The sequence below is a fragment of the Streptomyces sp. NPDC058678 genome, assembly GCF_042714835.1.
In the GTDB taxonomy this organism is placed as follows: Bacteria; Actinomycetota; Actinomycetes; order Streptomycetales; family Streptomycetaceae; genus Streptomyces.
On record NZ_JBHXSG010000012.1, the window covers coordinates 1 to 25,614 of the forward strand.

Below are 25,614 nucleotides of genomic sequence, written 5' to 3' on the forward strand. Positions count from 1 at the left end.
GGTCACGGGCCCTTGGTCATGTCTGCTGCCGTACAGCGCACCGGCGTCCCTTGTTCGCCCCTCGCCGCCCCCACGAGTGCCGCCAAGGCCTCTGCGTCGGCGGCACGTGGGGCGGGCGAGGGATCGAGGGGGAACTACCGCCCCGCGTGGACGTGTTCGATGTCGTGGTCGTCCCCGCCGTCGCCGGTGAGCGTCACCGAGGCGGCCTGGGGCGGGTAGCCCGTCGCGATGATCGTGTACGCGCCACCGTCCAGGTCGGAGAAGGCGTGGGCACCGTCGGGGCCGGTCGTGGACGTGGCGACGACGTTGCCCGCGGCGTCCACCAGGGTCACCAGGGCATCGCTCAGCGTCGCGGTCCCCGGCACCAGGTCGGCGACGCTGAACGCGCCCAGGGCGTCGGTGCCTCCGGTCGCCAGGACGTCCCCGCTGACGTCGGTGACGATGACGACGGCCTCCCCGACCGGCGCCCCGCTGTCGGCGGACAGGACCACGCCGGTGAGGCCGCTGGTGCCACTCAGCAGGATGTAGCGCGGGCATCGCACCGTAGGTGAACCCGATGCCGGTGCCCGATGACGCAGGAGACCCGAACGAATGTTGATTGACCTAAGCAAGTGCGGTCGGTTTTCGGGGAGGAGTGGGGAGCAATTCAGGGCGGGCACACTGATCCCATGTCCACCCGCCGCAGACACTGCCCCGAATGCCGTCGCGAGATCGCGGTCGTCGCCGGACGCTTCGCCCGGCACGACCCGCCCCGCGCACGCGAGAGCGGCGAGCTCGTCTCGTGCCCAGGATCTCGGCGGCAGGCGGAACTCGGAGCCGCGCAGCCCACGTTGGACGGGTACGCGGTCCCCGTCTTTCCCGGGCAGCTGCCCCTGTTCTAGGGGTTCCAGTTCTAGGGGTTCCAGAGGTTCTGGACACGACTCACGGGCTTTTAGGGGCCGGGCCGCACATCCATCCGCGTCACCAACCCGTCCCCGCCGAACCGGTACACGTGCTCGACCGTCCCGGCCCAGTGCTCCCCACCCGCGTTCCGCATGCCGAGCCGTACGGTGACCGCCACCGCCTCGCCGTCCTCGTCGAGCCGCAGCCCTTCCATCCGTACGAGGGGATGCCCGGCAGCGAACTGCCGGGCCCAGTAGGCGCGTACCGCCTCGCGGCCGTGCAGCCGGACCCCGTCCAGCATGTTCGGCCAGTCCACGTCCGGAGCCAGGCACCGCACCAGGAAGGCGTCTCGCTCGTCCGTCGAGAAAACCTCGTACATCCGCCGCAGCAGCGCCTCCCGCGCCGCCGGCACCCCCGCGGTCGCCATCCTCAGTTTCCCGCCACCGACTTCACCGCCACGGACACCGGCGAGGACCCGCTGATCAGCTCCAGGACCAGTCCGGCCGTGGCCCGTGTGTCCACCAACTCCGCCAGTACGGCCGCCACGTCGTCCCGCGGCACCGCGCCCCGGCCCGTTTGCGCCTCAAGCCGTACGAGCCCGGTGCCGGCGTCGTTGGTCAGTGAACCGGGGCGCAGGATCGTCCAGTCGAGGGATTCCAGGCCGCTCACGTACGCGTCCGCCTCGCCCTTGGCGCGCAGGTAGACGTCGAAGATTTCGTCGCCCTGGTGCGCCGGATCCGCGCCCATCGACGACACGACCACGAAACGCCGTACCCCCGCCCGGACCGCCGCGTCCGCGAACAACACCGCCGCGGCCTTGTCCACCGAGTCCTTGCGGGCCACCCCGCTGCCCGGGCCCGCACCCGCCGCGAAGACCGCCGCGTCCGCGCCCTGCAGGTGCGCCGCGACCTCCTCGACCGAGGCCGACTCCAGATCCAGCAGGACCGGTTCGGCACCGGCCTCCCGCAGGTCGTCGCCCTGTTCGGCGCGGCGGATGAGCCCCGCGACCTCGTCTCCGCGCGCGGCGAGCAGTCGCTCCAGCCGCAGCGCGATCTGACCATGACCACCAGCGATGACAATGCGCATGCTTCCGACCGTACGCCCGCACAGCCGCATCCGCCGCACGACTCCGGCCACACATCAGGAGCGCGCACCCCCGGGCCGCACGTGCCCCGCCCGCCCCACTACGACAACTGCCCACGCCCCTGTCGAGGCAGCCCCAACTCCGCCGCGGCCGCAGTGTTGCAGTACTCCCGCACCGCGCTGGTCCGCGCCACCACGCGCCCCCGGTGGACCACGATCCGGCTGTACGCGAGCGAGAGCGCCCCCGACAGCCGGTCACCGCGAACAGCGAGCAGCTCGGCCGGAAATCCCGCCTCCACGCGTACCTCCGGCAGGCCCAGCACCGCCCGGGCCTGCCCGCTCACCGCGTCGTACGCCTCCTCGGGACGCAGGCCGTGGCGCGAGGCCAGCAGGTAGGCCGCCTCCAGCGGGTCGCCGCGCCCCACGGGGTTCGAGACGTCCCGCATGGCGCCGCTGCCGGCCGCCACCCGCACTCCGGCCGCCCGCAGCATCCGTACCGGGGCCGTGCCCCGTCGTTCGACGCCCCCGCAGCCGCCCTGCGGCAGACACACCACCGCCACGCCGGCCGCAGCGAGTTGATCGGCGGTCCGGGACGCCACCTCGGCGGGCAGGCGCTCCAAGCCGCCGCACGGCGCGAGGGTCACCCCGGGGCGCAGTCCGCCGGCCATGGCCGCGAGCCGGGACAGGCGGGCCGGGTCGGTGGCGTCGGTGTGCAGATCGACGGGGCAGCCGTGTTCGGAGGCGACGTCCAGGACCGCCTGCACGTACCCCGTCGGGTCAGGGTCGAGATCCGGACAACCGCCCACCACGGAGGCGCCCATCTTCACAGCGTCCCGCAGCATCGCCAGCCCGTCGGCCCCGGCCACCCCGGTCAGCACCCTCGGCATCGCCACGGTCGTCAGCTCCGCGAGCCCGCGCAGCGCCCGCCGTGCCTGGAGCACGGCGGTCAGCGCGCCGAGCCCCTGGACGTCCCCCACGCGCACGTGCGTGCGCAGCACGGTCGCCCCGTGCCCGAGTTGCAGCAGGGCGGCTTCCGTGGCCCGGCGCTGGACGTCCTGGGTGTCGTACGAGACCGGTCCCTCGCCGTCGGCCGACAGGGCGGTGTCGCCGTGGGCGTGCGGCTCGGCCGGGGCCGGCAGGAGGAGGTAGCCGCCGAGGTCCACGCGCGCGCCACGCGTGCGTGCCCCGCCCGCCGCGAGGCTGCCGACCGTGCCGACCGCCTCGATGCGTCCGCCGCCCAGCCGTACGTCCACGGTCCGGCCGTCGGTGAGCCGCGCGCCGCACAACAGGAGGTATGCCCCATCGAACCGCCCGGACGGCGAGCCCGACGAAGCACCAGAGGACGAACCCGACGACGAACCGGACGACGAATGGGGCGGCTGCGGCTGGCTGTCGGGCATCGCGCTCCAGGGGTTCGGGGGCTGCGGGGCTCGGGGACTGCGGAGTGAGTTCGAGGGCTGCAAAGGGGACGCAAGATCACGCAGAGTGAGTCCGAGCCTAGGGTGACGACCTGCTCACACCGGGGAGGAGCGCAATAGTCGTACCGGTGTGGTCCGTCGTACCGGAGAGGCGGCGGAGACCCCTGGGAGAACCGCGGATCGGGCCTGGACGGGAGCCGCGAAACGGATTTGGGCGAACGGCGGCCTAGCGTGTAATGTCTTCATCGCTCGCCCCAATAGCTCAGTCGGCAGAGCGTCTCCATGGTAAGGAGAAGGTCTACGGTTCGATTCCGTATTGGGGCTCTGGTGTGAGAGGTTCCCGCCGCAAGGCGGGGTCCGATCGCATCACAGCGGTGTAGCTCAGTCGGTAGAGCAAGCGGCTCATAATCGCTGTGTCACCGGTTCAAGTCCGGTCACCGCTACTGACAGTAGCCGATTGCGGGGTCGGTCCTTCGATCGGCTACTCTTCTATGCGTTAATGCGTTCATCGTCCCATCCGTTCGTCAAGGAGCACTCCTGTGGCTGCCACCGACGTCCGCCCGAAGATCACGCTGGCCTGCGTGGAGTGCAAGGAGCGGAACTACATCACCAAGAAGAACCGGCGTAACAACCCGGACCGACTGGAGATGAAGAAGCACTGCCCGCGTTGCAACGCGCACACCGCGCACCGCGAAACGCGATAATTCAGGCTCGTACGTGAGGCCGTCCCCCGCAGTTGGGGGGCGGCCTCACGTCGTTTCCGTCCAGCAGAATCAGGAGGTGCCGAGCCATGGCGCTCGACCAGTCCTTCGTGGGGCGGAGCTACCCGCCCACCGCCCCCTATGAAGTGGGCCGGGAGAAGATCCGTGAGTTCGCGGAGGCAGTGGGGGACGCCAACCCGGCGTACACGGACCCGGAGGCCGCCAAGGCGCTCGGCCACCCTGAAGTGATCGCCCCGCCGACCTTCGTCTTCTCGATCACCTTCAAGGCGGCCGGGCAGGTCGTCCAGGACCCGCAGCTCGGCCTCGACTACAGCCGGGTGGTGCACGGCGACCAGAAGTTCGCCTACGTCCGTCCCGTGCGCGCCGGTGACCGGCTCACGGTCACCTCGACCATCGAGGCGATCAAGTCCATGGCGGGCAACGACATCCTGGACATCCGCGGCGAGGTCCACGACGAGGCCGGCGAGCACGTCGTGACCGCCTGGACCAAGCTCGTGGCCCGTGCGGCCGAGGAGGCATGAGCAGATGACCGCCAACATCGCGTACAGCGACGTCGAGGTCGGCACCGAGCTGCCCGCCCAGACCTTCTCCGTGACCCGCGCCACCCTCGTCCAGTACGCGGGCGCCTCCGGCGACTTCAACCCGATCCACTGGAACGAGAAGTTCGCCAAGGAGGTCGGACTGCCGGACGTCATCGCGCACGGCATGTTCACCATGGCCGAGGCGATCCGCGTGGTCACCGACTGGGCCGGCGACCCGGGCTCGGTCGTCGAGTACGGCGTCCGCTTCACCAAGCCCGTCGTCGTCCCGAACGACGACCAGGGCGCCACCGTCGAGGTCAGCGGCAAGGTCGCGGCCAAGCTCGACGACAACACGGTCCGCGTGGACCTCGTCGCGACCAGCGCCGGGCAGAAGGTGCTGGGGATGTCGCGGGCGGTCGTACGACTGGCCTGAAGCCGGAGCAGTCGGTAAGGGGCGTTCTCCAATACGGAGCGCCCCTTACTCATGGGCACTGGTCGGCCCAGTCCCGAGAGGACCTCTTGACTTAGTTAGTGATTGAGTACTAACTTACTCGCATGGTCAGGATGAGCGCAGAAGAGAGGCGCGAGAGTGTCATCCGCGCGGCGACGGCCGAGTTCGCCCGTGGCGGGTACCACGGCACCTCGACCGAAGCGATCGCCAAGCGCGTCGGTGTCTCGCAGCCGTACCTCTTCCGGCTCTTCCCGAGCAAGAAAGCGATCTTCCTCGCGGCGGCCGAGCGGTGCGTCGAGGACACCATCAGCGCCTTCGCGGAGGCCGCCGAGGGACTCGAGGGCGAAAAAGCCCTGCATGCCATGGCGAACGCGTACACCAAGGCCATCGCGGAGCGGCCCGAGATGCTGATGATGCAGATGCAGATGTACGGCGCCGTGGCCGCCGCCGAGGAGGCCGGTGACCACGAGTTCGGCGAGACGGTGCGGGCCGGCTGGATGCGACTGTGGGACACCGTCCATCTGCCCCTGGGTGCCGACATCGACGAGACGACGACCTTCCTGGCGTACGGAATGCTCGTCAACTGCCTGGTGGCCATGGGCTTCCCGCCCGAGCACCGGGTCTGGGAAGGGCTCTACCCGTCGGCGCGGATCAAGGGCCGGCTGGAGAAGTAGCAAGGACCGAAGAAGGGCATCGAGGGCCCTTTCATGAACGTGAAAGTTAGTCATCAATAACTAACTGATCTTGTCGATCACTCTCTGGGGGAGAGATGTCACAGCAGACCGCACGTCGTGGAGGGGCCGTCTGGGCCCTTGTCATCACCAGCGTCGCCGGATTCATGGCGGCACTGGACAATCTCGTCGTCACCACCGCCCTGCCCTCCATCCGGAAGGACCTCGGGGGAGCACTGGACGACCTGGAATGGACCGTGAGCGCCTACACGCTCACCTTCGCCGTCTTCCTGATGTTCGGCGCGGCGCTCGGCGACCGCTTCGGCCGCCGCCGGCTCTTCATCATCGGCACCGCCGTCTTCACCGCAGCTTCCGCCGCCGCGGCCATGGCGCCCGGCATCGACTCCCTGATCGCCGCCCGCGCGGTCCAGGGCGTAGGGGCGGCGATCATGATGCCGCTGACCCTCACCCTCCTCACGGCAGCCGTGCCGGCCGCCAAGCGCGGAATGGCGTACGGCATCTGGGGCGCCGTCAACGGCCTCGCCGTGGCCTCCGGCCCGCTCATCGGCGGCAGCCTCACCGAGCACATCTCCTGGCAGTGGATCTTCTGGCTGAACGTGCCGCTGGGCATCGCCCTCCTGCCGCTCGCCCGCCTCCGCCTCGCCGAGTCCCGCGGCACCGGTGCCCGGCTCGACATCACCGGCACCCTGCTCGCCAGCGGCGGCCTCTTCGGGATCGTCTACGGCCTGGTCCGCAGCCCGGTGGACGGCTGGACGAGCCCGCTCGTCCTGACCGGCCTGTTCACCGGTACCGCCCTGCTCACCGGCTTCGTCCTTTACAGCATCCGCGCCAAGCACCCCATGATTCCGATGCGGCTGTTCCGCTCCCGCGCCTTCTCCGGGATCAACGCCGCGAGCCTGCTGATGTTCCTGGGGATGTTCGGCTCGATCTTCCTGCTCAGCCAGTACATGCAGGGCGTGCTCGGCTACTCGCCCACCGAGGCGGGCCTGCGCATGCTGCCCTGGACCGGCATGCCCATGCTCGTCGCCCCGATCGCCGGCATCCTCTCCGACCGCATCGGCGGCCGCCCCGTCGTCGCCGCAGGCCTCTTCCTCCAGGCCGCCGGCCTCGCCTGGATGGCCTCCGTGGCCACCGCGGACGCCTCCTACGCGATCCAGCTGCCCGGCCTGATCATCAGCGGCATCGGCATGGCCCTGTACTTCGCTCCCGCCGCCAATCTGGTGATGTCCAGCGTCAGCGCCCACGAACAGGGCATAGCCTCCGGCGCGAACAACGCTCTGCGCGAGGTCGGGGGCGCGCTCGGCATCGCCGTCATGGCGTCGATCTTCTCGGCGCAGGGTGGTTACGAGAGCGGGCAGGCCTTTGTGGACGGGCTGCGGCCTGCCTTGGTGACGGGGGCGGCGGTCGTGGCTGTCGCCGGGGCCGCGGCATTGCTCATCCCGGGACGGCACCGGGCGACCCGGCTCGCGAAGCCGGCACCGACCGAGCCGACGCCGGTCCTGGAGACCACCGGTTCCTGAACGAATGGCGGCGCCGGGTGCGGGCAACGGGGTTCCACCCCCTCTTTCCCAGACACCCGGCGCCGACGCGTGCGTCTACTGGGTGCTCCGCCCCCAGACCCCCAACCCATCCCCCCACCACCCGACTCGGAAGGCCGAGAGGCGGCCGCGACCGGCGTCTTAAGGCGTACGCTCCCGCACCGGCGTACGGCGGCGAGGGGCCGTGTCGGGGGGTGTCCGCCCGCAGCGGTTGGCGCGTCAACACGAGCACCTCGAAAGGCAACCGATTCCGCGCCGTTCCGAGGACGGACACCCCCTGACACGGCCCCGACCCCCAACCCGCCCGCACAGGCGCCGCAGGCACCCGCACCGCACCACAACCGAAGCTGTCAGCCCCGTCTCGTAGTCTTGGGCGCGTGCAGGAACTCCACGACGCCCCCCTCGCCCCGCTGACCACCTTCCGGCTCGGCGGCCCCGCGACCCGCCTGGTCACCGCGACGACCGACGCCGAGGTGATCGCGGCCGTCCGCGAGGCCGACGACAGCGGCACGCCCCTGCTGCTCATCGGCGGCGGATCGAACCTGGTCATCGGCGACAAGGGCTTCGCCGGAACCGCGCTCGTCATCGCCACCAAGGGCTTCGCCCTCGACGGCACCAGCCTGGAGCTGGCCGCCGGCGAGGTGTGGACCGACGCCGTCGCCCGCACCGTGGAGGCCGGACTCGCCGGCATCGAGTGCCTGGCCGGCATCCCCGGCTCCGCCGGCGCGACCCCCATCCAGAACGTGGGGGCGTACGGCCAGGAGGTCTCCGCCACGATCACCGACGTGACCGCCTACGACCGGATCACACGCGAGACGGTCACGATCCCGAACGCCGACTGTGCCTTCTCGTACCGCCACAGCCGCTTCAAGACCACCCCCGAGCGATACGTCGTCCTGCGTGTCCGCTTCGAGCTGGAGGACGCGGACGGACTGTCCGCTCCGCTCAAGTACGCCGAGACCGCCCGCGCCCTGGGCGTGGAACCCGGTGACCGCGTGCCGCTCGCCGACGCCCGCGAGACCGTGCTGAAGCTGCGCTCCGGCAAGGGCATGGTCCTGGACCCCGAGGACCACGACACCTGGTCGGCCGGCTCCTTCTTCACCAACCCGATCCTGACCGAGGAACAGTTCGCGGCCTTCCACGCGCGCGTGCGCCAGCGGCTGGGCGAGGGCGTGGAGCCGCCCGCGTACCCGGCGGGGGAGGGCCGTACCAAGACCTCCGCCGCCTGGCTGATCGACAAGGCCGGGTTCACCAAGGGCTACGGCACCGGACCCGCCCGCATCTCCACCAAGCACACCCTCGCCCTCACCAACCGCGGCGCGGCGACCACCGAGGACCTCCTCGCGCTGGCCCGCGAGGTGGTCACCGGCGTCCGTGACGCCTTCGGGGTGACGCTGGTCAACGAGCCGGTGACAGTCGGCGTCAGCCTCTGAACAAAGGGAAAGGGCCTGGCCCCGCCCGGATCCTAGGCCGCCAGCCAGCCGTCCACCCCTGCCAGCAGCTTCGCCTTCGTGTCCTCGGGGGCGGCCGAGCCACGAATCGACTGCCGGGCCAGCTCCGCCAGCTCCAGGTCCGTGAAGGCATGGTGGTTGCGGGCGATCTCGTACTGGGCGGCCAGGCGAGAACCGAAGAGAAGCGGATCGTCGGCACCGAGCGCCATCGGCACGCCCGCCTCGAACAGGGTCCGCAGCGGCACGTCCTCGGGCTTCTCGTAGACGCCCAGGGCGACGTTCGACGCCGGACACACCTCACACGTGACGCCCCGCTCCGCGAGCTGCTTCAGCAGGCGCGGATCCTCGGCCGCGCGGACCCCGTGGCCGAGCCGGTTCGCGTGCAGGTCGTCGAGGCAGTCCCGTACCGAGTACGGGCCCGTCAGCTCGCCGCCGTGCGGCGCCGACAGCAGGCCGCCCTCCCGCGCGATGGCGAAGGCACGATCGAAGTCCCTCGCCAGACCCCGGCGCTCGTCGTTGGACAATCCGAAGCCGACCACACCACGGTCCGCGTACCGCACGGCCAGGCGGGCCAGCGTGCGCGCGTCCAGAGGGTGCTTCATACGGTTCGCGGCGACCAGGACCCGCATGCCGAGGCCCGTCTCGCGCGAGGTCGTCTCCACCGCGTCCAGGATGACCTCCAGCGCCGGGATCAGACCGCCCAGGCGCGGGGCGTACGACGTCGGGTCGACCTGGATCTCCAGCCAGCCCGAGCCGTCCTTCAGGTCCTCCTCCGCGGCCTCCCGCACCAGGCGCCGGATGTCCTCGGGCTCTCTGAGGCACGAGCGCGCCGCGTCGTACAGGCGCTGGAAGCGGAACCAGCCCCGCTCGTCCGTCGCCCGCAGCTGCGGCGGTTCCCCGCTGGTCAGGGCTTCACTGAGCACCTCGGGCAGCCGCACGCCGTACTTGTCGGCCAGTTCCAGCACGGTGCCGGGCCGCATCGAACCGGTGAAGTGCAGGTGCAGATGGGCTTTGGGCAGCTCAGAGACATCACGTACACGCTCCATCCCAGGATCCTGCCGTACGTCCCTGCCGTCCCGGTAGCGCTTTCCCCTTTAGTGGTCTTGCTCGCACAAACAAACAGGGCGGGTGCCTCCGGAAATCCGGAGGCGCCCGCCCCGCGACGGCACCCGGTGACTCAGTCCCGAGCCTCGGCCAGCAGCTTCTGGATCCGCGAGACACCCTCGACGAGGTCCTCGTCCCCCAGGGCGTACGACAGCCGCAGATAGCCCGGCGTGCCGAAGGCCTCGCCCGGGACGACCGCGACCTCGGCCTCCTCCAGGATCAGCGCGGCCAGCGCGACCGTGTCCTGCGGGCGCTTGCCGCGGATCTCCTTGCCGAGCAGGCCCTTCACCGAGGGGTAGGCGTAGAAGGCGCCCTCGGGCTCGGGGCAGACGACGCCGTCGATCTCGTTGAGCATCCGCACGATCGTCTTGCGTCGGCGGTCGAAGGCCTCCCGCATCGTCGCGACGGCGTCCAGCCCGCCCGACACCGCGGCCAGCGCCGCGACCTGCGCCACGTTCGACACGTTCGACGTGGCGTGCGACTGGAGGTTCGTCGCCGCCTTCACGACGTCCTTCGGGCCGATGATCCAGCCGACCCGCCAGCCCGTCATGGCGTACGTCTTCGCGACACCGTTGACGACGATGCACTTGTCCCGCAGCTCCGGCAGGATCGCGGGCAGGGACGTGAACGTCGCGTCGCCGTAGACCAGGTGCTCGTAGATCTCGTCCGTCATCACCCACAGGCCGTGCTCGACGGCCCAGCGGCCGATCGCCTCGGCGTCCTCGGCGCTGTAGACCGCGCCGGTCGGGTTGGAGGGGGACACGAAGAGGACGACCTTCGTCTTCTCGGTGCGGGCCGCCTCCAGCTGCTCCACGCTGACGCGGTAACCGGTCGTCTCGTCCGCGACGACGTCGACCGGCACACCGCCGGCCAGCCGGATCGACTCCGGGTACGTCGTCCAGTACGGCGCCGGGACGATGACCTCGTCGCCCGGGTCGAGGATCGCGGCGAAGGCTTCGTAGATGGCCTGCTTTCCGCCATTGGTGACGAGGATCTGCGCCGGGTCGACCTCGTAGTTCGAGTCACGCAGCGTCTTGGCGGCGATCGCGGCCTTCAGCTCGGGGAGACCGCCGGCCGGCGTGTAGCGGTGGTACTTGGGGTTCTTGCAGGCCTCGACGGCCGCCTCGACGATGTAGTCCGGGGTCGGGAAGTCGGGCTCACCGGCGCCGAAGCCGATCACCGGCCGACCGGCCGCCTTCAGGGCCTTGGCCTTGGCGTCCACGGCGAGGGTGGCGGACTCGGAGATCGCGCCGACTCGGGCGGAGACCCGGCGCTCGGTGGGAGGGGTTGCAGGGCTCATGGGGCCCATCGTTTCAGACCGGAAACGACCCCGGCACGCGGGTTTCACAGACTGAACATGTGCGGGCAAACCCCTGGACACCCGTCCGGATCCCTGCCACGGCCAGGGCGATCTTCAGTCGATCTTCCGCCGTTCTTCCGTCGGCAGGGCCCTTACGGGCGCTTTCTGTTCGACGAGGACGCACAGAACACGTACACTCTCACCTCGTTGGCCCTCAGCAGCCTGCGCTCAACCGGTGCACACCGAGCACTCGGTCGGATGCGGTACGTTGTTGGGGAACACGCAAAGGGTCGTAGCTCAATTGGTAGAGCACTGGTCTCCAAAACCAGCGGTTGGGGGTTCAAGTCCCTCCGGCCCTGCTACACACTCCTTCGCCAGGATGTGTGCGCATGTACGTACAGCAATGCACCGCCGTGCGGCTCAGACCGGGCGCGGCACGGCCACGACCCGGAATCAGGTGAGGACGAGTGACGGACGCCGTGGGCTCCATCGACATGCCTGATGCCCAGGACGAGGCGCCGGAGTCCCAGAAGAAGACTCGTAAGGGCGGAAAGCGTGCCAAGAAGGGCCCGCTGAAGCGCCTCGCTCTCTTCTACCGCCAGATTGTCGCTGAGCTTCGCAAGGTCGTATGGCCCACGCGCAGCCAGCTGACGACGTACACGACCGTCGTGATCGTCTTCGTCGTCATCATGATCGGCTTGGTCACCGTGATTGACTATGGGCTCGACCACGCCGCCAAGTACGTCTTTGGCTGAGCCAAGAGCGAAGGGCGCCGTCACCGGCGCCCCTTTCGCGTGTTCCACCCCCATGTATCCAGGAAGAAGCAGCCACCGTGTCTGACCCGAACCTGAACGAGGCCGTCGAGCCGGACCAGTCCGTGGATGACGAACTCGACATCGTCGAGGGCGCGGACGAGGCGGACGAGTTCGAGGCTGCGGAAGCCGAACTGGGTGAGCCCGCCGAGGAAGCCGCCGTAAACGTCGAGGACGAGGACGAGACCGCCGAAGCTGCCGAGTCGGCCGAGGACGAGTCCGCCGAGGACGCCGAGGACGAGGCCGTCGCGGAAGAGGAAGAGGACGTCGAGGAGGAGCCGGCCGAGCCGGTCGACCCCGTCGCCGCCCTGCGCGAGGAACTGCGCACCCTCCCCGGCGAGTGGTACGTCATCCACACGTACGCCGGTTACGAGAACCGCGTGAAGACCAACCTCGAGCAGCGTGCCGTCTCGCTGAACGTCGAGGACTTCATCTTCCAGGCCGAGGTGCCGCAGGAAGAGGTCGCGCAGATCAAGAACGGCGAGCGCAAGACCGTCCGCCAGAACAAGCTTCCCGGCTACGTGCTGGTGCGCATGGACCTGACGAACGAGTCCTGGGGCGTCGTCCGCAACACCCCCGGCGTCACCGGCTTCGTGGGCAACGCCTACGACCCGTACCCGCTGACCCTGGACGAGATCGTCAAGATGCTCGCGCCGGAGGCCGAGGAGAAGGCCGCCCGTGAGGCCGCCGAGGCCGAGGGCAAGCCCGCTCCGCAGCGCAAGGTCGAGGTCCAGGTGCTGGACTTCGAGGTCGGCGACTCGGTCACCGTCACCGACGGCCCGTTCGCCACGCTGCAGGCGACCATCAACGAGATCAACCCCGACTCGAAGAAGGTCAAGGGTCTCGTCGAGATCTTCGGCCGCGAGACGCCGGTCGAGCTGTCGTTCGACCAGATCCAGAAGAACTAGTTCCTCGACTGGTTCCTCCCTGGACCCACCGCGTCCGAGCAGGTCAGAAGGGCTGTTGAAAGCCCGTCTGACCTGCTCGGTTTTTGGCCGCGCATCTATACCCGTTATCGTTGTGCGGTATGCCTTCATCTGGGACGCGACCCGGGTGGGGGTAGACCCGAATCGAAAGGACCCGGAGAGCAATGCCTCCCAAGAAGAAGAAGGTCACGGGGCTCATCAAGCTCCAGATCCAGGCCGGTGCCGCCAACCCGGCTCCGCCGGTCGGCCCCGCGCTGGGTCAGCACGGCGTCAACATCATGGAGTTCTGCAAGGCGTACAACGCCGCGACCGAGTCGCAGCGTGGCTGGGTGATCCCGGTGGAGATCACGGTCTACGAGGACCGCTCCTTCACCTTCATCACCAAGACGCCGCCGGCCGCCAAGATGATCCTCAAGGCCGCGGGCATCGAGAAGGGCTCCGGCGAGCCGCACAAGACCAAGGTCGCCAAGATCACCCAGGCGCAGGTCCGCGAGATTGCCACGACCAAGCTTCCCGACCTCAACGCCAACGACCTGGACGCCGCCGCGAAGATCATCGCCGGTACCGCGCGTTCCATGGGCGTCACGGTCGAGGGCTGAGCCCCAATCTCCCAGCAGTAGTGGCAGGGCCTGCTCGGCCCGCACCACGACTCCTCAAGAACACACAGGAGCAGTAGTGAGCAAGCGCAGCAAGTCTCTCCGCGCTGCGGACGCCAAGATCGACCGGGACAAGTTCTACGCCCCGCTCGAGGCCGTCCGTCTCGCCAAGGAGACCTCCACCAGCAAGTTCGACGGCACCGTCGAGGTCGCCTTCCGTCTGGGTGTCGACCCGCGTAAGGCCGACCAGATGGTCCGTGGCACCGTGAACCTCCCGCACGGCACCGGTAAGACCGCCCGGGTCCTGGTCTTCGCGACCGGTGACCGTGCCGAGGCCGCTCGTGCCGCGGGCGCCGACATCGTCGGCGCCGACGAGCTCATCGACGAGGTGTCGAAGGGCCGTCTGGACTTCGACGCCGTCGTCGCCACCCCGGACCTCATGGGCAAGGTCGGCCGCCTGGGCCGCGTGCTCGGTCCCCGTGGTCTCATGCCGAACCCCAAGACCGGCACCGTGACCCCGGACGTGACCAAGGCCGTCACCGAGATCAAGGGTGGCAAGATCGAGTTCCGCGTCGACAAGCACTCGAACCTGCACTTCATCATCGGCAAGGTGTCGTTCGACGACACCAAGCTGGTGGAGAACTACGGCGCGGCGCTGGACGAGATCCTTCGTCTGAAGCCGTCCGCCGCGAAGGGTCGCTACATCAAGAAGGCCGCGCTGAGCACCACGATCGGCCCCGGCATTCCGCTCGACCCGAACCGCACCCGCAACCTCCTCGTCGAGGAGGACCCGGCGGCGGTCTGAGCCTGACGGCTCGCCCAGTCGGCGACGGGCCCCGCACCTGCACGGTGCGGGGCCCGTTCCTGTGTCCGGGGGTCGTGCCCTGGGTTAGCGTGCGGTCACGGCAACGGCACAGGGGGACGTATGAAGTTCACGAAGGGGCGCCGCGTCGCCCTCGCGGTCGCGTCGGCGACCGCGGTGACCGCGGTGACCGCCTGCACTTCCGCCGAGCCCTCCGCGAAGCCCGAGAAGGACCGCCGGGCGGCCTCCGAGTTCCTTCCGGCCCTGCGTTCCGCCGAGCGGTCCACCGACCGTGCCCAGTCGGCCAGGGTGCGCTCCACGACGGTCATGGGCAGCCAGCTGTCCATCGAGGCCGACGGCGCCCTCGACTGGGGCCGCGCTCTCACCGGCACCCTGACCATCACGTACACCGGCGGCACGACGGCCGAGACGATGCGCGGTCTCGGCATCACGTCGATGGAGGCCCGCTACCTGTCCGACGCCTACTACGCGCGGATGGGCGACACGTTCGCCGAGAAGGCCGGCGGCAAGCACTGGCTCAAGTACGTGTACGCGGATCTCGAGGCTCTCGGCGGTGGTGGCGCGAACTTCGCGGACCAGATGCGCAACACCACGCCGAACCAGTCGGTGAAGCTGCTCCTCGACTCCGCGGACGTGCGCCGGGTCGGCGCGGAGACGGTGAACGGACAGGCCACCACGCACTACTCCGGCACGGTCCGGGTGAGCGATGTCGCCGACGCGGAGCTGAGGAAACAGCTCGAACAGGCCGGCGTCACCACGCAGACCGTCGACATCTGGGTCGACGACCGAGACCTGCTGGTCAAGAAGGTCGAGAAGGGCCGGATGGCCACCGGCGGGCTGACCCAGACCGCGTACTACAGCGATTACGGCACACGGGTCTCCGTACGGAAGCCTCCGGCCGACGACACCAGGGACTTCAAGGATCTGCTGGGGGAGCAGGGCGGCAGCCCGGCCCTTTGAGCTCGACGGCGAGGCGAAGATCGGGCTCGTGGACGAGGCCAGGTACACAGGCGGGGGTGGAGCCGCCGAGGAACCGGACGGCAGGAGCCGGCTCACCTTCGGTCTGTCCGAGCTGGGGGCGAGCTGAGCCCCGTACCACCGGATTTGCTCGACGGCGATCCGGTCGCGTATTCTCCTACAGAAGCCAAAGACCGCTGGTCGTTGCCGTGTGCTCGTAAGAGGGTGCGGTGGCCGAAGGATCCGCTGAACTGCGGACGACCCGCGTAGGTGAATGTGGATGTGCTCCCGGAGCTCGCTGCTCACGCTGCGAAAGTCCGGTAGAGCTACGCCCCGTGCGCCTGCGCCGGGGCGTTTCGTTTGTCCCAGCCCCTTCTGAGCGGTCCTCATCACCCGGAAGGAGGCCGACGCTCTATGGCAAGGCCCGACAAGGCTGCCGCGGTGGCCGAGCTCGCGGAGCAGTTCCGTAGCTCGAACGCCGCTGTGCTGACCGAGTACCGGGGTCTCACCGTGGCGCAGCTCAAGACGCTGCGTCGTTCGCTCGGTGAGAACGCCCAGTACGCCGTGGTGAAGAACACGCTGACCAAGATTGCGGCCAACGAGGCCGGGATCTCGACGCTCGACGACCTGTTCAACGGTCCGACGGCAGTTGCCTTCGTCACCGGTGACCCGGTGGAGTCGGCGAAGGGTCTTCGTGACTTCGCCAAGGACAACCCGAACCTCGTCATCAAGGGCGGTGTCCTTGACGGCAAGGCGCTGTCCGCCGACGAGATCAAGAAGCTTGCGGACCTCGAGTCCCGCGAGGTTCTGCTCTCCAAGCTGGCGGGTGCCTTCAAGGGCAAGCAGACTCAGGCTGCTCAGGTCTTCCAGGCGCTCCCGTCGAAGCTCGTCCGCACCGTGGACGCTCTTCGCGCCAAGCAGGACGAGCAGGGCGGTGCCGAGTAACTCGGCTCGCGCACTGACCGAAGCCGCCTGAGGCGACGGTCGTAGCGGGCCGAACGTACGCCCGCCATACATGTACATCCGGCACCTGCCGAAAAAGTGGAAGGATCGCCCCTCATGGCGAAGCTCAGCCAGGAAGACCTGCTCGCGCAGTTCGAAGAGATGACCCTCATCGAGCTCTCCGAGTTCGTGAAGGCCTTCGAGGAGAAGTTCGACGTCACCGCCGCCGCCGCGGTCGCCGTTGCCGGCCCCGCCGCCCCCGGCGCCCCGGTCGAGGCCGCTGAGGAGCAGGACGAGTTCGACGTCATCCTCACCGGCGCCGGCGAGAAGAAGATCCAGGTCATCAAGGTCGTGCGTGAGCTGACCTCCCTGGGCCTCAAGGAGGCCAAGGACCTCGTGGACGGCGCCCCGAAGCCCGTCCTCGAGAAGGTCGCCAAGGACGCCGCCGAGAAGGCCGCCGAGTCCCTCAAGGCCGCCGGCGCCTCCGTCGAGGTCAAGTGACCCCAGAGAGTCCTTCGGACTCTCCTGCAGGCTGACGCAGTCCCTCTGAGAGGGCTGTAACGCTGACGCACCGAAGAGCGATCATCCATCCGGGTGGTCGCTCTTCGGCGTTCCGGGGAGCCGGGTGGCGACCGCCTTGCACCGAGGTTCGCGCGGAGTATGGTGATCTTCGTCGTGTCTCCGGGCGCCCGGTGCAGGCAGCACGTGACGAGCGCAGCACCCGGTTCGGGCAAGGAGGGCCTTGACGAACCGCACGCGGCGCGCAATTCTCAGGACGCGTCGTCACAAGGATCCGAATCCGAGGCATGGATCGGCGACGAAGAGGGCAGTATCAACGTGCGTTGAGGACGTGGGCTTGCCGAAGGTGTTGAGAACAACGAGGGTCTCAAAAACCCGAGCTGGACATCAGTGTGCCAAGTGGCTACACTGACCCTTTGCGCTGCCTGTTAGCTGCCTCCTGCCCGTCACCAGGGGCATACCCTCACTTGAGCACTGACGATCAGACGGAATCCGACCTGGCCCTTTGAGCTGGGGAAGGAAACGTCTGTCTCTGTGTCCGGGAGAGGGACCGGTACGCGCGTAGTGAGTCCGAGCCCTCGGAAGGACCCCCTCTTGGCCGCCTCGCGCACTGCCTCGACCGCGAATACGAACAACGGCGCCAGCACCGCCCCGCTGCGCATCTCCTTTGCAAAGATCAAGGAGCCCCTCGAGGTTCCGAACCTTCTTGCGCTGCAAACCGAGAGCTTCGACTGGCTGCTCGGCAACGACGCGTGGAAGGCTCGTGTCGAGGCGGCTCTGGAGTCCGGTCAGGACGTCCCCACCAAGTCCGGTCTGGAGGAGATCTTCGAGGAGATCTCTCCGATCGAGGACTTCTCCGGGTCGATGTCGCTGACGTTCCGCGACCACCGTTTCGAGCCGCCGAAGAACAGCATCGACGAGTGCAAGGACCGCGACTTCACGTACGCGGCCCCGCTCTTCGTCACCGCCGAGTTCACCAACAACGAGACCGGCGAGATCAAGTCCCAGACGGTCTTCATGGGCGACTTCCCGCTCATGACCGGCAAGGGCACGTTCGTCATCAACGGCACCGAGCGTGTCGTGGTGTCGCAGCTGGTCCGCTCGCCCGGCGTCTACTTCGACTCCTCCATCGACAAGACGTCCGACAAGGACATCTTCTCCGCCAAGATCATCCCGTCCCGGGGTGCCTGGCTGGAGATGGAGATCGACAAGCGCGACATGGTCGGTGTCCGCATCGACCGCAAGCGCAAGCAGTCCGTCACCGTCCTGCTCAAGGCTCTCGGCTGGACCACCGAGCAGATCCTCGAGGAGTTCGGCGAGTACGAGTCCATGCGCGCCACCCTGGAGAAGGACCACACCCAGGGCCAGGACGACGCGCTGCTCGACATCTACCGCAAGCTGCGTCCGGGCGAGCCCCCGACGCGTGAGGCCGCGCAGACCCTGCTCGAGAACCTCTACTTCAACCCCAAGCGCTACGACCTGGCCAAGGTCGGCCGCTACAAGGTCAACAAGAAGCTGGGTGGGGACGCTCCGCTCAACGCGGGTGTCCTGACCGTCGAGGACGTCATCTCGACGATCAAGTACCTGGTGAAGCTGCACGCCGGCGAGACCGAGACGGCCACTGACAACGGCACGACGATCGTCGTCGAGACCGACGACATCGACCACTTCGGCAACCGTCGCCTGCGCAGCGTCGGCGAACTCATCCAGAACCAGGTCCGTACGGGTCTGGCGCGTATGGAGCGAGTCGTCCGCGAGCGCATGACGACCCAGGACGTCGAGGCGATCACGCCGCAGACCCTGATCAACATCCGGCCGGTCGTCGCCTCCATCAAGGAGTTCTTCGGCACCAGCCAGCTGTCGCAGTTCATGGACCAGAACAACCCGCTGTCGGGTCTCACCCACAAGCGCCGCCTGTCGGCTCTTGGTCCGGGTGGTCTCTCCCGTGAGCGGGCCGGCTTCGAGGTCCGTGACGTGCACCCGTCCCACTACGGCCGCATGTGCCCGATCGAGACGCCTGAAGGCCCGAACATCGGTCTGATCGGCTCGCTCGCCTCCTACGGCCGCGTCAACGCGTTCGGTTTCGTGGAGACGCCGTACCGCAAGGTCACCGGCGGTGTCGTCACCGACGAGGTCGACTACCTCACGGCCGACGAAGAGGACCGATTCGTCATCGCGCAGGCCAACGCCACGCTCAATGACGACATGCGTTTCACCGAGAACCGCGTCCTGGTCCGCCGTCGTGGCGGCGAGGTCGACTACGTCCCCGGTGACGACGTGGACTACATGGACGTCTCGCCGCGCCAGATGGTGTCGGTCGCGACGGCCATGATCCCGTTCCTCGAGCACGACGACGCCAACCGTGCCCTCATGGGCGCGAACATGATGCGTCAGGCCGTGCCGCTCATCAAGTCCGAGTCCCCGCTCGTCGGCACCGGCATGGAGTACCGCTCCGCCGTCGACGCCGGCGACGTGGTCAAGGCCGAGAAGGCGGGTGTGGTCCAGGAGGTCTCCGCGGACTACATCACCACCGCCAACGACGACGGCACGTACATCACGTACCGCCTGGCCAAGTTCGCCCGTTCCAACCAGGGCACCTCGGTCAACCAGAAGGTCATCGTCAACGAGGGCGACCGGATCATCGAGGGCCAGGTCCTGGCCGACGGTCCGGCCACCGAGAACGGCGAGATGGCGCTGGGCAAGAACCTGCTCGTGGCGTTCATGCCGTGGGAGGGTCACAACTACGAGGACGCGATCATCCTGTCGCAGCGCCTCGTACAGGACGACGTCCTCTCCTCGATCCACATCGAGGAGCACGAGGTCGACGCCCGTGACACCAAGCTCGGCCCCGAGGAGATCACCCGGGACATCCCGAACGTCTCCGAGGAGGTCCTCGCCGACCTCGACGAGCGCGGCATCATCCGCATCGGTGCCGAGGTCGTCGCCGGCGACATCCTGGTCGGCAAGGTCACGCCCAAGGGCGAGACCGAGCTGACCCCGGAGGAGCGCCTGCTCCGTGCGATCTTCGGCGAGAAGGCCCGTGAGGTCCGTGACACCTCGCTGAAGGTGCCGCACGGCGAGATCGGCAAGGTCATCGGCGTCCGCGTCTTCGACCGTGAAGAGGGCGACGAGCTTCCCCCCGGTGTGAACCAGCTGGTGCGCGTGTACGTGGCGCAGAAGCGCAAGATCACCGACGGTGACAAGCTCGCCGGCCGTCACGGCAACAAGGGCGTCATCTCCAAGATCCTGCCCATCGAGGACATGCCGTTCCTCGAGGACGGGACCCCGGTCGACATCATCCTGAACCCGCTGGGTGTGCCGTCCCGAATGAACCCGGGACAGGTGCTGGAGATCCACCTCGGCTGGCTCGCCAGCCGCGGCTGGGACGTCTCCGGCCTCGCGGAGGACTGGGCGCAGCGCCTCCAGGTGATCGGTGCCGACCAGGTCGACGCGGGCACGAACGTCGCGACCCCCGTCTTCGACGGTGCGCGTGAGGACGAGCTCGCGGGTCTGCTGCAGCACACCATCCCGAACCGTGACGGCGACCGCATGGTGCTTCCGTCCGGCAAGGCGAGGCTGTACGACGGCCGTTCCGGCGAGCCGTTCCCGGAGCCGATCTCGGTCGGCTTCATGTACATCCTCAAGCTCCACCACCTGGTCGACGACAAGCTGCACGCCCGGTCGACCGGTCCGTACTCGATGATCACCCAGCAGCCGCTGGGTGGTAAGGCCCAGTTCGGTGGCCAGCGCTTCGGTGAGATGGAGGTGTGGGCGCTGGAGGCTTATGGCGCCGCGTACGCCCTCCAGGAGCTGCTGACCATCAAGTCCGACGACGTCACCGGCCGCGTGAAGGTCTACGAGGCCATCGTCAAGGGCGAGAACATTCCCGAGCCCGGCATCCCCGAGTCCTTCAAGGTGCTCATCAAGGAGATGCAGTCCCTGTGCCTCAACGTGGAGGTGCTGTCCTCGGACGGCATGTCCATCGAGATGCGCGACACCGACGAGGACGTCTTCCGCGCTGCGGAGGAGCTTGGCATCGACCTGTCCCGGCGTGAGCCGAGCAGCGTCGAAGAGGTCTGACGGGAGTTCGGAGGCCTTCGCCATGAAGGCCTCCGGCCCCAGGACCCCCGTATCAGACCCCATGACTTACAACCCTGAGAGGGATTGACGCATAGTGCTCGACGTCAACTTCTTCGACGAGCTCCGGATCGGTCTGGCCACCGCTGACGACATCCGTCAGTGGAGCCACGGCGAGGTCAAGAAGCCCGAGACGATCAACTACCGCACGCTCAAGCCCGAAAAGGACGGACTCTTCTGCGAGAAGATCTTCGGTCCGACCCGGGACTGGGAGTGCTACTGCGGCAAGTACAAGCGCGTCCGCTTCAAGGGCATCATCTGTGAGCGCTGTGGCGTGGAGGTCACGCGCGCCAAGGTGCGTCGTGAGCGGATGGGCCACATCGAGCTCGCCGCGCCCGTCACGCACATCTGGTACTTCAAGGGCGTTCCGTCGCGGCTGGGCTACCTGCTCGACCTCGCCCCGAAGGACCTGGAGAAGGTCATCTACTTCGCGGCGTACATGATCACGTACGTCGACGAGGAGCGCCGCACCCGCGACCTGCCCTCCCTGGAGGCGCACGTCTCCGTCGAGCGGCAGCAGGTCGAGAACCGTCGGGACTCCGACCTGGAGGCCCGCGCCAAGAAGCTCGAGACCGACCTGGCCGAGCTCGAGGCCGAGGGCGCCAAGGCCGACGTACGCCGCAAGGTGCGCGAAGGTGCCGAGCGCGAGATGAAGCAGCTGCGCGACCGTTCGCAGCGCGAGATCGACCGTCTCGACGAGGTGTGGACCCGGTTCAAGAACCTCAAGGTCCAGGACCTCGAGGGCGACGAGCTGCTCTACCGCGAGCTCCGTGACCGCTTCGGCACGTACTTCGACGGCTCGATGGGTGCCGCGGCGCTGCAGAAGCGCCTGGAGTCCTTCGACCTGGACGAAGAGGCCGAGCGCCTTCGCGAGATCATCCGTACCGGCAAGGGCCAGAAGAAGACCCGTGCGCTGAAGCGGCTGAAGGTCGTGTCTGCCTTCCTGCAGACCTCCAACAGCCCCAAGGGCATGGTTCTCGACTGCGTCCCGGTCATTCCGCCGGACCTTCGCCCGATGGTGCAGCTGGACGGTGGCCGCTTCGCGACCTCCGACCTGAACGACCTGTACCGCCGTGTGATCAACCGGAACAACCGCCTGAAGCGGCTTCTCGACCTCGGTGCGCCCGAGATCATCGTGAACAACGAGAAGCGCATGCTCCAGGAGGCCGTGGACGCCCTCTTCGACAACGGTCGTCGTGGTCGCCCGGTCACCGGTCCCGGTAACCGCCCGCTGAAGTCCCTGAGCGACATGCTCAAGGGCAAGCAGGGTCGTTTCCGTCAGAACCTGCTCGGCAAGCGTGTGGACTACTCCGCGCGTTCCGTGATCGTCGTCGGTCCGCAGCTGAAGCTGCACCAGTGCGGTCTGCCGAAGGCGATGGCGCTGGAGCTCTTCAAGCCGTTCGTGATGAAGCGCCTGGTCGACCTGAACCACGCGCAGAACATCAAGAGCGCCAAGCGCATGGTGGAGCGCGGCCGCACGGTCGTGTACGACGTCCTCGAAGAGGTCATCGCCGAGCACCCGGTTCTGCTGAACCGTGCTCCCACCCTGCACCGCCTCGGCATCCAGGCCTTCGAGCCGCAGCTGGTCGAGGGCAAGGCCATCCAGATCCACCCGCTCGTCTGCACCGCGTTCAACGCGGACTTCGACGGTGACCAGATGGCCGTGCACCTTCCGCTGTCCGCGGAGGCGCAGGCCGAGGCCCGCATCCTGATGCTGTCCTCGAACAACATCCTCAAGCCCGCCGACGGCCGTCCGGTGACGATGCCGACCCAGGACATGGTCCTCGGTCTGTTCTTCCTCACCACCGACGGCGAACTGCGTGACACCAAGGGCGAGGGCCGGTCCTTCGGCTCCACGGCCGAGGCGATCATGGCGTTCGACGCCGGCGAGCTCGCGCTGCAGTCGCCGATCGACATCCGCTTCCCGGTGGGCACCATCCCGCCGCGCGGCTGGACCCCGCCGGTGCGCGAGGAGGGCGAGCCCGAGTGGCAGCAGGGTGACACCTTCCGGCTGCGGACGACCCTGGGCCGCGCGCTCTTCAACGAGCTGCTGCCCGAGGACTACCCGTTCGTCGACTACTCGGTGGGCAAGAAGCAGCTCTCCGAGATCGTCAACGACCTCGCCGAGCGCTACCCCAAGGTCATCGTGGCGGCGACGCTCGACAACCTGAAGGCGGCCGGCTTCTTCTGGGCGACCCGCTCCGGCGTCACCGTGGCCATCTCCGACATCGTCGTTCCCGAGGCGAAGAAGGAGATCGTCAAGGGCTTCGAGGCGCTGGACGAGAAGGTTCAGAAGCAGTACGAGCGCGGTCTGATCACCAAGGAAGAGCGCACGCAGGAGCTCATCGCGATCTGGACCAAGGCGACCAACGAGGTCGCCGAGGCGATGAACGAGAACTTCCCCAAGACGAACCCCATCTTCATGATGGTTGACTCGGGTGCCCGAGGAAACATGATGCAGATGCGGCAGATCGCCGGTATGCGTGGTCTGGTGTCGAACGCGAAGAACGAGACCATCCCGCGTCCGATCAAGGCGTCCTTCCGTGAAGGCCTGTCCGTGCTGGAGTACTTCATCTCCACGCACGGTGCCCGTAAGGGTCTGGCGGACACCGCCCTGCGTACCGCCGACTCGGGCTACCTGACCCGTCGTCTGGTGGACGTCTCGCAGGACGTCATCATCCGCGAGGAGGACTGCGGCACCGAGCGCGGTCTGAAGCTGAAGATCGCCACGCGCGGCGCCGACGGCGTGCTGCGCAAGACGGACGACGTCGAGACCAGCGTCTACGCCCGCATGCTCGCCGAGGACGTCGTCATCGACGGCAAGGTGATCGCGCCGGCCAACGTCGACCTCGGCGATGTCCTGATCGACCAGCTGGTGCACCACGGCGTCGAGGAGGTCAAGACCCGTTCGATCCTGACCTGCGAGTCCCACGTCGGCACCTGCGCCATGTGTTACGGCCGTTCGCTGGCCACCGGCAAGCTGGTCGACATCGGTGAGGCGGTCGGCATCATCGCCGCCCAGTCCATCGGTGAGCCCGGTACCCAGCTGACGATGCGTACCTTCCACACCGGTGGTGTGGCCGGTGACGACATCACCCAGGGTCTGCCCCGTGTCGTCGAGCTCTTCGAGGCTCGTACGCCCAAGGGTGTCGCCCCGATCTCCGAGGCCCAGGGCCGCGTGCGGATCGAGGAGACCGAGAAGACCAAGAAGATCGTCGTCACTCCGGACGACGGCAGCGACGAGACGGCGTTCCCGATCTCGAAGCGTGCCCGGCTCCTGGTCAGCGAGGGCGAGCACGTCGAGGTGGGCCAGAAGCTCACCGTGGGTGCCACCAACCCGCACGACGTGCTGCGCATCCTGGGTCAGCGTGCCGTCCAGGTCCACCTGGTCGGCGAGGTCCAGAAGGTCTACAACTCGCAGGGTGTGTCGATCCACGACAAGCACATCGAGATCATCATCCGGCAGATGCTCCGCCGCGTGACGATCATCGAGTCCGGCGACGCCGAGCTGCTGCCCGGTGAGCTGGTCGAGCGGTCGAAGTTCGAGACCGAGAACCGTCGTGTGGTCCAGGAGGGCGGTCACCCGGCCTCCGGTCGTCCGCAGCTGATGGGTATCACCAAGGCCTCGCTGGCGACCGAGTCGTGGCTGTCGGCGGCGTCCTTCCAGGAGACGACCAGGGTCCTCACGGACGCGGCGATCAACGCCAAGTCCGACTCCCTGATCGGCCTCAAGGAGAACGTCATCATCGGTAAGCTCATCCCGGCCGGTACGGGTCTGTCCCGCTACCGCAACATCCGGGTCGAGCCGACCGAGGAGGCCAAGGCCGCGATGTACTCGGCCGTCGGCTACGACGACATCGACTACTCGCCGTTCGGCACGGGCTCCGGCCAGGCCGTTCCGCTGGAGGACTACGACTACGGTCCGTACAACCAGTAGTAGGCGGGCAGGTTGAGTCGAGGGGCGGTCACCTTCTGGGGTGGCCGCCCCTCGGCGCGTCCGGCGACGGGGCCTGTGCCGGACACGCCGGTTCGGCGCATCATGGAGGGACCTCGGGGATCGGGGAGGTGCTCGGTGTCGAATCCGTCGTGGCAGCCCTGGCAGCCTGGACAGGGCCTTCCACAGCCCTGGCAGGGCCACAGCGCCCCGTCCATGCTCGCCTCGCACGCCGATCGGGAGCGTGCCGTGGACGTGCTCAGAGCGGGCTATGGCGAGGGGCGGCTGGAGAAGTCCGAGTTCGACCGGCGAGTGGCGCGGGCCTACGCGGCCCGTACGGTCGGGGAGCTGGCGTTGGTGGTCGCGGACCTGCCGCAGGGGCCCGTGCCGCAGCCGGCGGCCGCCCTGCCCGTGCCGGGGACGTTTCTGCCGGTGGCGCGGCCGCGGACGAACGGGAAGGCGGTCGGCTCGGCGCTCTGCGGTGTGCTCTGTCTGGCCTCGTTCGGGCTCACGGGCATCCCGGCGGTGGTCCTGGGGCATGCGGCGCGTGCGGAGATCCAGCGAACGGGGGAGGGCGGTGACGGGCTCGCGCTGACCGGGCTGGTGCTGGGCTGGCTGTCCACCGCGGTCTGGGCGGCCGTGCTGGCGCTGTTGTTCGCGGTGGCCCTGGCGACCGGCTGAGTGCGCGCAGCGCGGTGTGTGCGGCTTCTGTGAGGCCGCGATTCGAAGATCGGGAACTGCCGTCGGGGACGGTCCGGATCGTCGATTCGAAGATCACGGACGGTGTGTGGATATGAGATGCGCCG

Annotated in this window: 23 protein-coding genes, 3 tRNA genes and 1 pseudogene; 21 read left to right on the plus strand and 6 right to left on the minus strand. The window is 68.3% G+C overall.

Translation table 11 applies throughout. The features are described 5' to 3' along the window. Nucleotides 1-134: 134 nt before the first annotated feature. Nucleotides 135-524, minus strand: a pseudogene (locus tag ACFWWR_RS13745) (SdrD B-like domain-containing protein); the annotation flags it as partial. A 144-nt stretch (nucleotides 525-668) separates the two neighbouring features. Here ACFWWR_RS13745 and ACFWWR_RS13750 point away from each other — a divergent pair. Next, nucleotides 669-881 (plus strand): hypothetical protein, encoded by a 213-nt coding sequence (locus tag ACFWWR_RS13750; protein WP_383876506.1) that lies wholly within the window; start codon nucleotides 669-671, stop codon nucleotides 879-881. 50 nt (nucleotides 882-931) lie between these two features. On the opposite strand, the gene ACFWWR_RS13755 is transcribed toward ACFWWR_RS13750, so the two are convergent. From ACFWWR_RS13755 to ACFWWR_RS13765, 3 genes are all read right to left on the minus strand, one after another. Further along, on the minus strand, nucleotides 932-1,309 hold the full coding sequence (locus ACFWWR_RS13755) for a nuclear transport factor 2 family protein (protein ID WP_383876508.1): 378 nt from the start codon (nucleotides 1,307-1,309) through the stop codon (nucleotides 932-934). A 2-nt stretch (nucleotides 1,310-1,311) separates the two neighbouring features. Further along, on the minus strand, nucleotides 1,312-1,968 hold the full coding sequence (locus ACFWWR_RS13760) for an NAD(P)H-binding protein (RefSeq protein WP_383876510.1): 657 nt from the start codon (nucleotides 1,966-1,968) through the stop codon (nucleotides 1,312-1,314). A gap of 98 nt (nucleotides 1,969-2,066) precedes the next feature. Continuing rightward, a complete protein-coding gene (locus ACFWWR_RS13765) occupies nucleotides 2,067-3,365 on the minus strand; it encodes a hydrolase (RefSeq protein ID WP_383876512.1) in 1,299 nt (432 codons plus the stop codon). Between the two features lie 269 nt (nucleotides 3,366-3,634). On the opposite strand from ACFWWR_RS13765, the gene ACFWWR_RS13770 reads away from it, so the two are divergent. From ACFWWR_RS13770 to ACFWWR_RS13805, 8 genes are all read left to right on the plus strand, one after another. Then, nucleotides 3,635-3,707, plus strand: a tRNA-Thr gene (locus tag ACFWWR_RS13770). A gap of 46 nt (nucleotides 3,708-3,753) precedes the next feature. Next, a tRNA-Met gene (locus ACFWWR_RS13775) sits at nucleotides 3,754-3,826 on the plus strand. A gap of 96 nt (nucleotides 3,827-3,922) precedes the next feature. Next, nucleotides 3,923-4,087 (plus strand): 50S ribosomal protein L33, encoded by a 165-nt coding sequence (gene rpmG, locus ACFWWR_RS13780; protein ID WP_003948671.1) that lies wholly within the window; start codon nucleotides 3,923-3,925, stop codon nucleotides 4,085-4,087. An 86-nt stretch (nucleotides 4,088-4,173) separates the two neighbouring features. Further along, the gene (locus tag ACFWWR_RS13785; RefSeq protein ID WP_383876515.1) at nucleotides 4,174-4,626 is read left to right on the plus strand and encodes a MaoC family dehydratase N-terminal domain-containing protein; all 453 of its coding nucleotides are present in this window, start codon (nucleotides 4,174-4,176) and stop codon (nucleotides 4,624-4,626) included. A gap of 4 nt (nucleotides 4,627-4,630) precedes the next feature. Then, nucleotides 4,631-5,059 (plus strand): MaoC family dehydratase, encoded by a 429-nt coding sequence (locus ACFWWR_RS13790; protein WP_383876518.1) that lies wholly within the window; start codon nucleotides 4,631-4,633, stop codon nucleotides 5,057-5,059. 122 nt (nucleotides 5,060-5,181) lie between these two features. Next, entirely contained in the window at nucleotides 5,182-5,751 is a 570-nt protein-coding gene (locus ACFWWR_RS13795; protein WP_383876521.1) for a TetR/AcrR family transcriptional regulator, read from the plus strand. A 95-nt stretch (nucleotides 5,752-5,846) separates the two neighbouring features. Then, on the plus strand, nucleotides 5,847-7,289 hold the full coding sequence (locus ACFWWR_RS13800; RefSeq protein WP_383876523.1) for an MFS transporter: 1,443 nt from the start codon (nucleotides 5,847-5,849) through the stop codon (nucleotides 7,287-7,289). Between the two features lie 395 nt (nucleotides 7,290-7,684). Further along, complete coding sequence (locus ACFWWR_RS13805; protein WP_383865965.1) at nucleotides 7,685-8,740, plus strand: UDP-N-acetylmuramate dehydrogenase; 1,056 nt, start codon at nucleotides 7,685-7,687, stop codon at nucleotides 8,738-8,740. A gap of 32 nt (nucleotides 8,741-8,772) precedes the next feature. Here the strand turns inward: ACFWWR_RS13805 and ACFWWR_RS13810 are convergent, their stop codons facing one another. Next, the gene (locus ACFWWR_RS13810; RefSeq protein WP_383865967.1) at nucleotides 8,773-9,804 is read right to left on the minus strand and encodes an adenosine deaminase; all 1,032 of its coding nucleotides are present in this window, start codon (nucleotides 9,802-9,804) and stop codon (nucleotides 8,773-8,775) included. Between the two features lie 131 nt (nucleotides 9,805-9,935). Continuing rightward, nucleotides 9,936-11,162 (minus strand): pyridoxal phosphate-dependent aminotransferase, encoded by a 1,227-nt coding sequence (locus ACFWWR_RS13815; RefSeq protein ID WP_383865969.1) that lies wholly within the window; start codon nucleotides 11,160-11,162, stop codon nucleotides 9,936-9,938. 286 nt (nucleotides 11,163-11,448) lie between these two features. Here ACFWWR_RS13815 and ACFWWR_RS13820 point away from each other — a divergent pair. The 12 genes from ACFWWR_RS13820 to ACFWWR_RS13875 all read left to right on the plus strand — a co-directional run bounded on the left by ACFWWR_RS13820 (nucleotide 11,449) and on the right by ACFWWR_RS13875 (nucleotide 25,489). Then, nucleotides 11,449-11,521: transfer RNA gene (locus ACFWWR_RS13820), tRNA-Trp, on the plus strand. A gap of 108 nt (nucleotides 11,522-11,629) precedes the next feature. Then, nucleotides 11,630-11,917: a preprotein translocase subunit SecE gene (secE, locus tag ACFWWR_RS13825; protein WP_383865971.1), complete on the plus strand. Its 288-nt coding sequence runs from the start codon at nucleotides 11,630-11,632 to the stop codon at nucleotides 11,915-11,917. A 77-nt stretch (nucleotides 11,918-11,994) separates the two neighbouring features. Continuing rightward, nucleotides 11,995-12,882, plus strand: coding sequence for a transcription termination/antitermination protein NusG (gene nusG / locus ACFWWR_RS13830; RefSeq protein ID WP_383865973.1), 888 nt, complete (start codon nucleotides 11,995-11,997; stop codon nucleotides 12,880-12,882). 182 nt (nucleotides 12,883-13,064) lie between these two features. Beyond that, complete coding sequence (gene rplK / locus ACFWWR_RS13835; protein ID WP_020135826.1) at nucleotides 13,065-13,499, plus strand: 50S ribosomal protein L11; 435 nt, start codon at nucleotides 13,065-13,067, stop codon at nucleotides 13,497-13,499. A gap of 76 nt (nucleotides 13,500-13,575) precedes the next feature. Next, a complete protein-coding gene (gene rplA / locus ACFWWR_RS13840; RefSeq protein ID WP_383865975.1) occupies nucleotides 13,576-14,301 on the plus strand; it encodes a 50S ribosomal protein L1 in 726 nt (241 codons plus the stop codon). 120 nt (nucleotides 14,302-14,421) lie between these two features. Further along, nucleotides 14,422-15,279: a hypothetical protein gene (locus ACFWWR_RS13845; protein WP_384303374.1), complete on the plus strand. Its 858-nt coding sequence runs from the start codon at nucleotides 14,422-14,424 to the stop codon at nucleotides 15,277-15,279. Between the two features lie 411 nt (nucleotides 15,280-15,690). Further along, a complete protein-coding gene (gene rplJ / locus ACFWWR_RS13850; RefSeq protein ID WP_030039746.1) occupies nucleotides 15,691-16,221 on the plus strand; it encodes a 50S ribosomal protein L10 in 531 nt (176 codons plus the stop codon). A 114-nt stretch (nucleotides 16,222-16,335) separates the two neighbouring features. Continuing rightward, nucleotides 16,336-16,719 carry a 50S ribosomal protein L7/L12 gene (gene rplL, locus ACFWWR_RS13855; protein ID WP_384303376.1) on the plus strand — a complete coding sequence of 128 codons (384 nt, stop codon included), beginning with the start codon at nucleotides 16,336-16,338 and terminating at the stop codon, nucleotides 16,717-16,719. Nucleotides 16,720-16,878: 159 nt separating this feature from the next. Then, nucleotides 16,879-17,064 (plus strand): hypothetical protein, encoded by a 186-nt coding sequence (locus ACFWWR_RS13860; protein ID WP_383865981.1) that lies wholly within the window; start codon nucleotides 16,879-16,881, stop codon nucleotides 17,062-17,064. Between the two features lie 267 nt (nucleotides 17,065-17,331). Then, nucleotides 17,332-20,817 carry a DNA-directed RNA polymerase subunit beta gene (rpoB, locus tag ACFWWR_RS13865; protein ID WP_383865983.1) on the plus strand — a complete coding sequence of 1,162 codons (3,486 nt, stop codon included), beginning with the start codon at nucleotides 17,332-17,334 and terminating at the stop codon, nucleotides 20,815-20,817. A 94-nt stretch (nucleotides 20,818-20,911) separates the two neighbouring features. Beyond that, a complete protein-coding gene (locus tag ACFWWR_RS13870) occupies nucleotides 20,912-24,811 on the plus strand; it encodes a DNA-directed RNA polymerase subunit beta' (RefSeq protein ID WP_383865985.1) in 3,900 nt (1,299 codons plus the stop codon). A gap of 135 nt (nucleotides 24,812-24,946) precedes the next feature. Continuing rightward, entirely contained in the window at nucleotides 24,947-25,489 is a 543-nt protein-coding gene (locus ACFWWR_RS13875) for a DUF1707 and DUF4190 domain-containing protein (RefSeq protein WP_383865987.1), read from the plus strand. The last annotated feature ends 125 nt before the right edge of the window (nucleotides 25,490-25,614 follow it).

Coding starts and splice junctions, on each gene's coding strand:
- ACFWWR_RS13750 (WP_383876506.1), top strand. CDS start 669: ATGTCCACCCGCCGCAGACACTGCCCCGAATGCCGTCGCGAGATCGCG.
- ACFWWR_RS13755 (WP_383876508.1), bottom strand. CDS start 1,309: ATGGCGACCGCGGGGGTGCCGGCGGCGCGGGAGGCGCTGCTGCGGCGG.
- ACFWWR_RS13760 (WP_383876510.1), bottom strand. CDS start 1,968: ATGCGCATTGTCATCGCTGGTGGTCATGGTCAGATCGCGCTGCGGCTG.
- ACFWWR_RS13765 (WP_383876512.1), bottom strand. CDS start 3,365: ATGCCCGACAGCCAGCCGCAGCCGCCCCATTCGTCGTCCGGTTCGTCG.
- ACFWWR_RS13785 (WP_383876515.1), top strand. CDS start 4,174: ATGGCGCTCGACCAGTCCTTCGTGGGGCGGAGCTACCCGCCCACCGCC.
- ACFWWR_RS13790 (WP_383876518.1), top strand. CDS start 4,631: ATGACCGCCAACATCGCGTACAGCGACGTCGAGGTCGGCACCGAGCTG.
- ACFWWR_RS13795 (WP_383876521.1), top strand. CDS start 5,182: ATGGTCAGGATGAGCGCAGAAGAGAGGCGCGAGAGTGTCATCCGCGCG.
- ACFWWR_RS13800 (WP_383876523.1), top strand. CDS start 5,847: ATGTCACAGCAGACCGCACGTCGTGGAGGGGCCGTCTGGGCCCTTGTC.
- ACFWWR_RS13810 (WP_383865967.1), bottom strand. CDS start 9,804: ATGGAGCGTGTACGTGATGTCTCTGAGCTGCCCAAAGCCCATCTGCAC.
- ACFWWR_RS13815 (WP_383865969.1), bottom strand. CDS start 11,162: ATGAGCCCTGCAACCCCTCCCACCGAGCGCCGGGTCTCCGCCCGAGTC.
- rplK (WP_020135826.1), top strand. CDS start 13,065: ATGCCTCCCAAGAAGAAGAAGGTCACGGGGCTCATCAAGCTCCAGATC.
- ACFWWR_RS13845 (WP_384303374.1), top strand. CDS start 14,422: ATGAAGTTCACGAAGGGGCGCCGCGTCGCCCTCGCGGTCGCGTCGGCG.
- rplJ (WP_030039746.1), top strand. CDS start 15,691: ATGGCAAGGCCCGACAAGGCTGCCGCGGTGGCCGAGCTCGCGGAGCAG.
- rplL (WP_384303376.1), top strand. CDS start 16,336: ATGGCGAAGCTCAGCCAGGAAGACCTGCTCGCGCAGTTCGAAGAGATG.
- ACFWWR_RS13860 (WP_383865981.1), top strand. CDS start 16,879: ATGGTGATCTTCGTCGTGTCTCCGGGCGCCCGGTGCAGGCAGCACGTG.